At 35.8% G+C, this 12,228-nt stretch carries 10 protein-coding genes; 9 read left to right on the top strand and 1 reads right to left on the bottom strand.

The window, feature by feature from the left end; genetic code table 11:
- Positions 1-45 precede the first annotated feature (45 nt).
- From argB to JO950_RS09850, 5 genes are all read left to right on the top strand, one after another.
- The gene (gene argB / locus JO950_RS09870) at positions 46-822 is read left to right on the top strand and encodes an acetylglutamate kinase (protein ID WP_202702491.1); all 777 of its coding nucleotides are present in this window, start codon (positions 46-48) and stop codon (positions 820-822) included.
- 85 nt (positions 823-907) lie between these two features.
- On the top strand, positions 908-1,978 hold the full coding sequence (locus JO950_RS09865) for a M20 family metallo-hydrolase (protein WP_202702490.1): 1,071 nt from the start codon (positions 908-910) through the stop codon (positions 1,976-1,978).
- A 239-nt stretch (positions 1,979-2,217) separates the two neighbouring features.
- Positions 2,218-3,498 carry an argininosuccinate lyase gene (gene argH / locus JO950_RS09860; RefSeq protein ID WP_202702489.1) on the top strand — a complete coding sequence of 427 codons (1,281 nt, stop codon included), beginning with the start codon at positions 2,218-2,220 and terminating at the stop codon, positions 3,496-3,498.
- A gap of 186 nt (positions 3,499-3,684) precedes the next feature.
- Positions 3,685-4,686 (top strand): DUF2157 domain-containing protein, encoded by a 1,002-nt coding sequence (locus tag JO950_RS09855; RefSeq protein WP_202702488.1) that lies wholly within the window; start codon positions 3,685-3,687, stop codon positions 4,684-4,686.
- On the top strand, positions 4,683-5,849 hold the full coding sequence (locus JO950_RS09850) for a hypothetical protein (RefSeq protein ID WP_202702487.1): 1,167 nt from the start codon (positions 4,683-4,685) through the stop codon (positions 5,847-5,849). The genes JO950_RS09855 and JO950_RS09850 overlap by 4 nt, the downstream gene beginning before the upstream one ends.
- 84 nt (positions 5,850-5,933) lie before the next feature.
- Here JO950_RS09850 and ytxJ read toward each other — a convergent pair whose 3' ends face one another.
- Positions 5,934-6,323 carry a bacillithiol system redox-active protein YtxJ gene (ytxJ, locus tag JO950_RS09845; protein WP_202702486.1) on the bottom strand — a complete coding sequence of 130 codons (390 nt, stop codon included), beginning with the start codon at positions 6,321-6,323 and terminating at the stop codon, positions 5,934-5,936.
- Between the two features lie 207 nt (positions 6,324-6,530).
- Here ytxJ and clpB point away from each other — a divergent pair, with 207 nt between their 5' ends.
- The 4 genes from clpB (at position 6,531) to JO950_RS09825 (ending at position 11,979) form a co-directional block, all read left to right on the top strand.
- Positions 6,531-9,134 (top strand): ATP-dependent chaperone ClpB, encoded by a 2,604-nt coding sequence (gene clpB, locus JO950_RS09840; RefSeq protein WP_202702485.1) that lies wholly within the window; start codon positions 6,531-6,533, stop codon positions 9,132-9,134.
- Positions 9,135-9,271: 137 nt separating this feature from the next.
- Positions 9,272-9,763 (top strand): T9SS type A sorting domain-containing protein, encoded by a 492-nt coding sequence (locus JO950_RS09835; protein WP_202702484.1) that lies wholly within the window; start codon positions 9,272-9,274, stop codon positions 9,761-9,763.
- Between the two features lie 22 nt (positions 9,764-9,785).
- Positions 9,786-10,829 carry a hypothetical protein gene (locus JO950_RS09830; RefSeq protein WP_202702483.1) on the top strand — a complete coding sequence of 348 codons (1,044 nt, stop codon included), beginning with the start codon at positions 9,786-9,788 and terminating at the stop codon, positions 10,827-10,829.
- Between the two features lie 112 nt (positions 10,830-10,941).
- A complete protein-coding gene (locus JO950_RS09825; protein WP_202702482.1) occupies positions 10,942-11,979 on the top strand; it encodes a hypothetical protein in 1,038 nt (345 codons plus the stop codon).
- Positions 11,980-12,228 lie beyond the last annotated feature (249 nt).

Here is a 12,228-nt window from a genome sequence, read left to right as displayed (position 1 = left end):
GAACAAAAAACATAGTCCCTTAGAACCTTAGCAACTTAGAACCTCATGGAAAAAGTTACAATAATAAAAATAGGTGGAAACATCATCGATAATCCAACGGAGTTAGAGCAATTCTTAACTGATTTTTCTAAAATAGAAGGTCATAAAGTATTAGTTCACGGTGGAGGAAAATCGGCTACAAAAATGGCTCAAAGTATTGGATTGGTACCACAAATGATTGAGGGGCGTCGAATTACAGATGCCGCAATGCTTGATGTTGTAGTCATGATTTACGCAGGCCAAATCAACAAACATATTGTAGCACAATTGCAGGCAAAAGACAATAATGCGATCGGATTTTCAGGAGCCGACGGAAATTTAATCCAGTCTGTAAAACGAAATCATCCTACAATTGATTATGGTTTTGTGGGAGATGTAAAACAAGTTAATACCAAGTTATTGGCTACGTTATTAGAAAACGGAATTGTTCCTGTTTTCTGTGCCATCACACATGACAAAAACGGACAATTGTTAAACACCAATGCCGATACCATTGCAAGTGAGTTGTCCATTGCTTTGTCTGAAGTTTTTGAGGTTACATTGACCTATTGTTTTGAAAAGCAAGGCGTTTTGCAGGATTCAGAAGACGATACATCAGTAATAACCGAAATCAACGAAGCCTTATACAACAAACTTAAAGAAGAAAAAGTAATCCATTCCGGAATGATTCCAAAATTAGATAATTGCTTCAATAGTTTGTCAAGAGGAGTACAGCAAATTAAAATTGGACACCACAAAATGCTTCAAAATTCAGAGATTCCACATACAACGATTACGTTATAAAAGAAAAAGTTGCTAAGTTCCTAAGAAACCAAGACTTTTGCAGTCTTATAACCTCAGAATCTTAGTGCCTCAGTACCTAATAAAAATGAAAAACATAGAAACGCTTACTAAAGAAGCAATTAATTTATTAAAAAGTCTTATCGAGACCCCTTCCTTTTCAAGTGAAGAAGACCAAACAGCCCTTTTAATCGAAAATTGGTTCAATCAAAACGAAATTCCTTTTCAAAGAGAAAACAATAATGTGTGGGCTTTCAACAAATATTTCGATGAAAATAAACCAACACTTTTATTAAACTCACACCACGATACCGTAAAACCTAATCAGGCTTATACTAACGATCCGTTTAAAGCCATCGAAAAGGATGGGAAATTATTTGGATTAGGAAGTAATGATGCCGGAGGCTGTCTGGTTTCGTTGCTGGCAACATTTGTACACTTCTACGAAAACCAGAACTTATCGCATAATATCGTTATCGTAGCTTCTGCCGAAGAAGAAAGCAGCGGAAAGAATGGTTTAAACAGCGTTTTAAAGCACTTACCCCAATTAGATTGCGCTATTGTAGGTGAACCTACTTTAATGCAGTTAGCAGTTGCCGAAAAAGGATTGTTAGTTTTAGATGTAAAAGTCAAAGGAACTGCGAGTCATGCTGCACATCAAAATGACGATAATGCTATTTATAAATCAATTCCCGTAATGGAATGGTTTAAAAATTATAAATTCGATAAAATTTCAGAGGTTCTAGGACCTGTAAAAATGACCGTAACACAAATCAGTGCAGGAAAACAGCACAATGTAGTACCGTCAGAATGTGATTTAGTGGTCGATATTCGTGTGACTGATTGTTATTCCAATACCGAAATTTTGGAAGTAGTAAAAGCCAATGTAAACGCCGAAGTAATGCCAAGATCAATGCATCTGAATGCTTCATCAATTCCGGTTGCACATGGTTTGGTACAAGCCGGAATCGCTTTAGGAAGAACTACGTATGGTTCGCCTACACTTTCAGATCAGTCCGTTTTGAGTTGCCAGTCTTTAAAACTAGGACCTGGTGAAACCCTGCGTTCACATTCAGCAGATGAATTTATTTTTGTAAACGAAATTGAAGAAGGAATCGATTTGTATATCAAAATACTAACTGGTTTCTTTAAATTATAATATTAATTAGGAGCTATTTCCCGTTATCCGTTCCAAACGAAGTTCACTGAACTCCGATTAAAATGAGAATTAAGTGAAGTAAGCTTTTATTTTTTTAAAGAAAAAAAAGTAAAAGGATTTCCACTGCTATCGGGGCTAAAAACACCAACAATATAAACGACAACATTGGAATAAATTAGAAAATTAAGATCTAAAAATCGAAGTAGTCTAACGATCTAAGAAGTCTAAAAATCTAAGTTATGAAACTTTGGGAAAAAGGAATACCAACAGATAAACAAATCGAACAATTCACTGTAGGAAACGATCGTGAACTGGATTTAGTTTTAGCAAAATATGATGCTTTAGGTTCAATCGCTCATGCCAAAATGCTCGGGCAAATTGGTTTGTTAACTCAGGAAGAAACCACTTCTTTAGTGGACGCGTTAAATGAGATTATTGCTGATGTTGCTGTTGGAAATTTCGAAATAGAAAACAGTTTTGAAGACGTACACTCCAAAATAGAGTATTTACTCACTGTAAAACTGGGAGACGCCGGAAAAAAAATTCACACAGCGCGTTCCCGTAATGATCAGGTTTTGGTAGATGTTCATTTGTATTTAAAAGACGAGTTAAAAGCAATAAAAGAACAGGTAAAAACACTTTTTGATTTGTTGATGGAATCAGCAGAGAAACATCAGAATGTTTTGTTACCCGGATATACACATTTGCAGATTGCGATGCCATCGTCTTTTGGAATGTGGTTTTCAGCCTACGCCGAAAGCTTAATTGATGATATCACCATGTTAAATGCAGCCTCGAAAGTAGTCGACCAGAATCCGCTGGGATCTGCTGCAGGATATGGAAGCTCGTTCCCAATCAACAGAACTTTTACCACTCAGGAATTAGGATTTGAAACCTTAAAATTCAATGCCGTTGCTGCTCAAATGAGCCGTGGAAAAGCAGAGAAAACGGTAGCTTTTGCTATGAGCAGTGTCGCTGCAACCTTGTCAAAATTTGCCATGGACGTTTGTTTGTATATGAGCCAGAACTTTGATTTTATAAGTTTGCCATCGCATCTTACAACAGGTTCCAGTATTATGCCTCACAAGAAAAACCCGGATGTTTTCGAATTGATCAGAGGAAAATGCAATAAGATTCAGTCACTTCCTTACGAAATAACTTTAATCACCAATAATTTACCGAGTGGTTACCACAGAGACTTTCAGCTTTTAAAAGAAGGTTTGTTTCCTGCGATTCAAAACTTAAAAGCCTGTCTGGATATTGCTATTTTTTCTGTAAAAGATATTAGCGTAAAAGATAACATACTGAAAGATAAAAAATACGATTATTTGTTTACAGTAGATACTTTAAACGAAATGGTAGTAGCTGGTATACCTTTCAGAGACGCGTACAAAGAAGTTGCAGAACAATTGGAAGCCGGAACCTACCAATCGCCTAAAGAAACAAAACACACCCATGAAGGCAGTATCAACAATTTATGCCTGAATGCTATTAAAGATAAAATGAAAGCAGCTTTATAAAGGAAGCGAACCAATCAAAAAAAAACCGATTTGTATCTGATGCGAATCGGTTTTTTTGATTATTACAGTTTAAAAGTACTCGGGTTTTGCGTTTGAACTACTGACTTTAGTAGGTTTTTTTTTACTTACTATGATTGTTCTTGATAAAAAAAGTTTATTTTTGATTTTTAGTTTGAAAAGTAAAGTATGAATAAGTTTGATGATCAGGCCACCAAAGGCCTTTGGGAGAGGGGATTATTGAGTAAAAATAAGTATGAGGAAATTACGTCCTATCGCGGATTGAATATTTTTTCGCTAAATGCAGAACTTAAATTAGCCCTGTACTTGTCCGTATTGTTGTTTACTTCAGGAATCGGAATATTAATTTATAAAAATATTGATTCAATAGGTCATATTGCAATTCTTTCGTTGTTGTTGATTGTTATTGGAGTTTGTTTTTACTTCTGTTTTAAAAATGCCAGAGGATTTCAAAAAACAGAAACTACCTTTGAGCATCCGGTTTTAGAATACTTGGTTTTGGCCGCTACTATACTTACTTGTATTTTTATTGGGTATTTACAGTTCCAGTACCAAACCTTCGGAACGCATTACGGACTGGCAACTTTAATTCCAACCCTGGTAAGTTTCTTTTGTGCGTATTATTTCGATAATAAAAGCGTTTTGACAATCGCGATTACTGGTTTGGCAGCTTATGTCGGACTTTCTGTTACACCACAGGATTTGGTCAATAACAGTAATTTCTACCAGGATCCAAGTTTAAGTTATTCGGCAATTTTATTGGCTGTTTTACTTCTTTTATGGACCGTTTACAGCTCCAGAATTCAGTTAAAAACGCATTTCAATATCATTTATCACACTTTTGCCTTGCACATTGCCAGTATTGCATTAATTCATAACCTGACGGATTCTTATACGGATGGTATTTGGGTGCTTTTTGCAATTGTTTTGGCTGCGTCAACGTATTATTTTTATAAAGCAAGTTACAAGCTTAAAGCCATTTCATTGTATGTTTTTATGATTATTTATGCTTATATAGGTCTCAATATATTCGTGTTTAGAGTTTTTGAGAGTATTAATTTTTCTGATATCTGGGAATTATTTATTTTAATACTTCCTTTATATTTTATAGGTTCAATCATACTATTCATTAAATTAATTAAGAAATTCAATAAAGAAATTGCAGCATGACAGCATACGATAAAGAGGAATTAGATGATTTAACTTTAATAGAAGAAGCAGCTTCTCTGTATTCAGCTGGTTTTATAGATAAAAATCAGAAAGATAGAATTAAAAGTGAGTTGACTGCTTTTAGAATGCAAAACAATATTTTGGTTCGACTGGGATTTTTTCTGCTGGGATCATTGTTGTATCTCTCCATTTGCGGAGCCATTTCATTATTAGGACTTAGCGGAGAGCAATTCTTTTTCAGTATCTGCTGTTACATTTTTGCTTTGGTTGGTTTTGTTGGAGCCGAACTTTTGGCTAATCTGAAATATTACCGACACGGTTTAGACGATGCTTTTGTTTTAGGATCAATTTTGAATTTAGGAATTGCGGTGGCAATCACTACCGAAGGATACGAGCTCATAATTGCCATTTTTGTGGCATTTAAATCCTTTTTGCTTTATAGAAGATATTTGAATTTGCCGGCATTATTGGTGTTTTGTATGGCTTCGGCTGCTATTTTATTCTTTGGGCTATTAGAACTGGGAGAAATTGGAAAAATGATTTTACCCTTTGTAACGCTATTGTTTTCGGCAGGATTTTACTTTTTTACTAAGAAGAATATTCAAAAACTAACCGAAACCTATCACTATAATGGGCTTCTGTTTGCCAATAGTTTTTGTCTGATATTGTTTTATCTTTCTTGTAATTATTTAGTCGTTAGGGAACTTTCGGTGGCTTTTATGGATAATCCAATTGTTATAGGGAAGGACATACCATTTGCTTTTTTCTTTTATGGTTTTACCTTGATCGTGCCTCTTGTGTATTTGGTTCAGGCTTTGAAAACTAAGGATCGAATTTTACTTTGGATTAGTTTTTTAGCGGTAGGCTTTTCAATTTATACCATTCGGTTTTATTATTCGGTTTTACCAATAGAAATTGCGCTGACAATTGGCGGGATAGTTTTGTTTGCAATAGCTTATTTTTCAATAAAGAAACTTAAAGACAAAGAAAGTGGTCTAACATTTAAACCGGATCGATTGAATTCGTCAAACCCATTTTTAAATATGGAAACCTTAATTGTTGCTTCGGCATTTGGAGTAAAACCCGAAACGAAGCCAGAAGACTCTCCAATGGATTTTGGAGGTGGCGGTTTCAGTGGAGGAGGCTCAGAAGGAACTTTTTAAGTTAAATGTGAGATGTTATATGTGAAATGTGAGATGTGGAACTATCCTAGTAACATTTCACATCTCGCATTTTACAAAAAAAATCTAGATTTTATTTTTTAATGCTTCTGCATCAATATCGCTGTGAGAAACATCATAAACAGCCTTCCCGTTTCTGATCAGGATTAATTGTGGAGATTCGTGGTAGACACTGAATCGCGATGCAATTTCGTTTGAGACATCACGATACGCTATTAAATCCAAAAAATAAGCACCTACAGTATCTTCTAGAGCATATTCACGTTCGAATTGCTTCAAAGCCATACGGCTAATACTGCATCTTGTACTGTGTTTAAAAATGACTACCGGTTTTTCGTTGGATATCGCTTCGATTTCCATTAATTGGGCAACATCGGTTAATTGAGTCCAATTTACATTGCTTTTTGGAGTGTCTGCTGACTCTGAATTTCCGAAGATTGAATTTAAAAAACTCATATTTGACTTGTTTTATGACTTTTTGACGTTAAAAATAGATTAAAAATCAATTTTAAGCGACATTTTGTCTGTATTTTTAGTATGGAATATAATTTGAATGTTCTTGAGCAAAGTTAGAATATTTAAAGTTAAAAATTTAATCCAATAAATTGTAATTTTAAGTACATCGAACAATATCACTAATAATCAATCCTAAATCCTATACATATGAATATAAATAAATTTACAATAAAGTCGCAGGAGGCTATACAGTTGTCGCAGCAACTGGCGCAACGCAACGGACAACAACAGATTGAAAATGAACACATTTTTAGAGCTATTTTTGAAGTAGATGAAAATGTTGCTCCGTTTATTTTGAAAAAACTAAACGTAAATGTACCGCTGTTTTTACAAATATTAGACAGCACTATTGCAAGCTTTCCAAAAGTTTCGGGAGGTGATATATTACTTTCCAGAGACGCAAACAAAGCATTGAATGAAGCAGAAATTATTGCCCAAAAAATGAACGATGAATACGTTTCTATCGAACATTTAATTTTAGCAATTTTTGATTCTAAAAGCAAAGTTTCACAGATTTTAAAAGATCAGGGCGTTACTGGAAAAGGGCTTAAGGCTGCCATTGAAGAACTTCGAAAAGGAGAACGAGTAACATCGGCTTCAGCTGAAGAAACGTACAATTCATTAAACAAATACGCTAAAAATTTAAACGAACTGGCTCGTACCGGAAAACTTGATCCTGTCATCGGACGTGACGAGGAAATCCGTCGTGTATTACAGATTTTAACACGAAGAACCAAAAACAACCCAATGTTAATCGGAGAACCGGGAGTTGGTAAAACGGCTATCGCAGAGGGACTGGCGCACCGAATTGTAGATGGTGACGTGCCGGAAAACTTAAAAGATAAAATCGTTTTCTCCTTGGATATGGGAGCATTAATTGCCGGTGCAAAGTTTAAAGGTGAATTCGAAGAACGTTTAAAAGCAGTAGTAAAAGAAGTTACTTCTGCCGATGGAGATATTGTTTTGTTCATTGATGAAATTCACACGCTTGTAGGTGCAGGTGGAGGAGAAGGCGCGATGGATGCAGCTAATATTCTGAAACCGGCTTTGGCTCGTGGTGAATTAAGAGCAATCGGAGCAACAACTTTGGATGAATATCAAAAGTATTTTGAAAAAGATAAAGCGCTGGAACGTCGTTTCCAAAAAATCTTAATTGATGAGCCGGACACAGAAAGTGCGATTTCGATCTTACGTGGAATTAAAGAAAAGTATGAAACGCACCATAAAGTTCAGATTAAAGATGAGGCCATTATCGCTGCGGTAGAATTGTCACAGCGCTACATTACCAATCGTTTTTTGCCGGACAAAGCTATCGATTTGATGGATGAAGCCGCTTCGAAACTGCGTATGGAAATCAATTCAAAACCTGAAGAACTGGATGTATTGGATCGTAAAATCATGCAGCTGGAGATTGAAATTGAAGCCATTAAGCGTGAAAAAGAAGAAAGCAAACTGAAAATCCTGGGTATGGATCTCGCGAACTTAAAAGAAGAGCGTAATGAGATCTATGCTAGATGGAAATCAGAAAAAGATATTGTAGACGGAATTCAGGCGGTAAAACTCGAAATAGAGGGATTTAAATACGAAGCGGAACGTGCGGAACGTGATGGTGATTATGGAAAAGTAGCCGAAATTCGTTATGGTAAAATAAAAGAAGCGCAGGAACGTCAGGAGCTGTTACAAAAGCAATTGCTGGAGTTTCAATCTGGTAATTCTTTGATTAAAGAAGAAGTAACCCGTGAAGATATTGCTGAAGTGGTTGCAAAATGGACCGGAATTCCGGTGATGAAAATGCTTCAGACCGAAAGAGAAAAATTATTGCATTTGGAAGACGAATTGCACAAACGTGTGGTAGGTCAGGAAGAGGCAATTGAAGCGGTGAGTGATGCTGTACGCAGAAGCCGTGCCGGTTTGCAGGATTTGAAAAAACCCGTTGGAACGTTCTTGTTTTTAGGAACTACCGGAGTGGGTAAAACGGAGTTGGCTAAAGCTTTGGCGGAGTATCTTTTTGATGACGAAAATGCCATGACCCGTATCGATATGAGTGAATATCAGGAACGTCATAGTGTGAGCCGTTTGGTAGGTGCGCCTCCTGGGTATGTGGGGTATGATGAAGGTGGTCAGCTGACTGAAGCGGTTCGTAGAAAACCATATTCTGTTATTCTGTTAGATGAGATCGAAAAAGCGCATCCGGACACGTTTAACATCCTGCTTCAGGTTTTAGACGAAGGTCGTTTGACGGATAACAAAGGACGTCTGGCTGATTTTAAAAACACCATTATTATTATGACTTCTAATATGGGAAGTCAGATTATACAGGATAAGTTTGAAAACTTAAAAGGAAGTATTGAATCGGCTACTGAATCGGCAAAGGTTGAAGTTTTAGGATTACTGAAACAAACCGTTCGCCCGGAATTTATCAACCGTATCGACGAGATCGTGATGTTTACACCTTTAACCGTAGATAATATTTCCAGAATTGTAGGTTTGCAACTGAAGAGTGTTACAAAAATGCTGGCCCTGCAAGGTATTACAATGGATGCCACTCCGGAAGCTATTGCGTACTTATCGGACAAAGGTTATGATCCTCAGTTTGGTGCGAGACCTGTAAAACGAGTCGTTCAGAGAGAAGTACTAAATCAGCTGTCAAAAGAAATTCTGGCAGGAAAAATTACAACAGACAGTATCATCCTGTTAGACGCTTTTGACGGACAATTGGTTTTTAGAAATCAAACACATAAGGAAGAATGATTTTTCAGTTAATTGTGAAGTATGGGAAACACCAGCAGAAATGCTGGTGTTTTTTTTTTTACACAATCGTTTCTTGGTAATAATATTCTGTATAATAATTATTCTATATTTGAATGACTAATCAGTAAAACAATTATATGAAAGAAAATCAACGCACTTTTTCAATTTTATTTATTACCGCTGTTTTATTTGTAACCAATGGTTATTCTCAACAAAATGTAGTAGTTGCAGGAGGAAATGCAACCGGAAGCGGGGGCAGTTCTAGTTATTCGGTTGGACAGATCGCTTATGTGAGTTTGACCGGTGATAATGGTTCCGTTTTGCAAGGTGTTCAACAGCCTTATGAGGTAATTACTTTGGGTAATGATGAATTTAAAGGTATTGACCTTGTCATGACTGCTTATCCAAACCCTGCTGTTGATGTGCTTACTTTAGTCATTACCAAAGAAGAATGGAATGATTTGTCTTGCAGGCTTTTTGATACGACAGGAAAAATCGTATCCGAAAATTTAAAAATTACAGGCTCCGAAACAAGTGTACCCATGCAGCAATTAAACTATGGGATTTATTTTCTGGCAGTAAGTAAAGAAGGCAAGACGATAAAAACTTTTAAAATCATCAAAAAATAAAATTATAACAGCAGAAAAATACATGAAGAAAATTACTCTCGTATTACTATTATTAAGTTCTTTTACCTTTTTGTTTGCGCAGGCTCCGCAAAAAATGAACTACCAATCGGTTGTTCGAAAAACGGATGGGACATTGGTTGCAGGTACCTTAGTGAGTATCAAAACCAGTATATTATTAGGATCAACAAGTGGCACTGCTTCTTATGTGGAAACCCAAACCACCACAACAAACAGCAATGGATTAGCCACTATAGAAATAGGTGGAGGGACAGCTGTTACCGGAACTTTTGCAGAAATAAATTGGGGTGTGGGATCCCATTTTATCAAGACCGAAATCGATCCAACAGGAGGTAGTAATTACACTATTAGTGGTACAAGTCAGTTGTTAAGTGTACCTTATGCGTTGTATGCGGGAAGCAGTCAAAGTAGAGGAAAAACGACTATTTTTATAGGTGGAGATATTACGGATGCGGAAGCTGTGGCACAGATTAAAGCTGAATTTGGACCTGAAACAGAAAATGTTTACATTGTTGGTACAACAAATTTGACAACTTTGGATTTAAGTGCGGTAGAAAAAGTAATAGATTTAAAAATAAATGATAATTTGAAATTGGTTTCTGTAAATTTTAGTAATCTTAGTGAAATTAATAATTCGATATATATTTATAATAATCCAAAATTGGCATCTCTGTCATTTCCGGCTTTGAAAGTGATACGTGGTGGAAGTGATTTTGAAATAATGGGCAATGTATCATTAGCATCTCTTTCTTTTCCTGTGTTGGCTAAAATGAAGCTCCTTTATGCAAATTATAATCCAGTTCTTAGTTCTGTAGATCTATCTTCTTTAGTTTCATTAGCTGATGGATTTGGGTCCCTTCAATTTAGAGGTTGTGCACTTTCAAGCTCTCAGGTTAATTCACTATTAAGTAAACTATTAAATGTTTTGCCTGCTTCAAACAAAAGTATTGAATTAAGCGGACAAAATCCACCTGCTCCTCCTACTGGACAAGGACTTATTAATAAAGCAGCTTTAATTAATGCAGGTAATTCAGTTACTACGGATTAGTTTGTTGGAATTCTTTTTGTTTAGGTTTCTAGTAAATTTAGGTTCTTGGAAGAATATCCAATAAATACAGTAATATTATAAAAGATTATCATTCTAAAATCAAGAAAAATATATGAAAAAAATTACTCTTGCCTTACTATTATTGAGCTCTTTTACCTTTTTGTTTGCGCAGGCTCCGCAAAAAATGAACTACCAATCGGTTGTTCGAAAAACGGATGGGACGTTGGTTGCAGGTACTTTAGTAAGTATTAAAACGAGTATCCTGGCTGGCTCAGCAACTGGTACAGCTTCTTATGTAGAAACACAAACCACCACAACAAACAGCAATGGATTGGCTACTATAGAAATCGGTGGAGGAACACCCGTTACCGGAACTTTTTCCGGAATAAATTGGGGAGCCGGATCACACTTTATCAAAACTGAAATCGATCCAAAAGGAGGAAGTAACTACACCATTAGTGGTACCAGTCAGCTTTTAAGTGTACCCTACGCCTTGTATGCGGGAAGTAGTGAAAATAAAGGAAAAACAACTATTTTTATAACGGGAGATGTCACAGATGCAGAGGCGGCGGCACAAATACTGGCTGAGTTTGGGCCTCACACAGAGAAGATTTATGTGACTCGTACCACAAACCTGACAACTTTAGATTTGAGCGTATTAAAAAGAATATTTTATCTTGATATAAGTTTTAATTCTAAACTAGTTGCTGTAAAGTTTGACAATCTTAGTGTAGTTCAGGATGAATTTAATATAAGATATAACGAAAAATTGAGTTCAATTGTATTTCCAGTATTAAACGTAATATTAGGAGATGATCAGGCTACGATATACGATAATAAGTCTTTAGCGTCAGTCTCTTTTCCACTACTAACCCAAATTAATAGTTTGTATATTACCTCTAATTCGAGCTTGAATACGATTAATATACCTACGTTATCTCTTACTACTGGTAAGCAAATTGGATTTGGTGATAATGCATTACCAAGTTCTCAGGTTAATTCGTTGTTAAGTAAACTAAAAGATGTTTTACCTGCTTTAGGAAAATCGATTCAATTACAAGGACAAAATCCACTAGCTCCTCCTACTGGTCAAGGACTTATCGATAAAGCAGCTTTAATAAATGCAGGTAATTCAGTTACTACGGACTAGTTTATTGGAATTCTTTTTATTTAGGTTTCTAATAAATTTAGGTTCTTGGAAGAATATCCGATAAATACAGTAAGATCATAAAAGATTAACATTCTAAAATCAAGAAAAATATATGAAGAAAATTACTCTAGCATTACTATTATTAAGTTCTTTTACCTTTTTATTTGCCCAGGCTCCGCAAAAAATGAGCTACCAATCGGTTATTCGTAAAACGGATGGTACATTGGTTGCAGGTACTCTGGTGAGTAT

Origin of the sequence: Flavobacterium sp. UGB4466, assembly GCF_903469665.1 — a bacterium.
Classification (GTDB): domain Bacteria; phylum Bacteroidota; class Bacteroidia; order Flavobacteriales; family Flavobacteriaceae; genus Flavobacterium; species Flavobacterium lipolyticum.
Note: the sequence above shows the minus strand (reverse complement) of the source record. Positions and strands in the feature narration are given on the sequence as shown.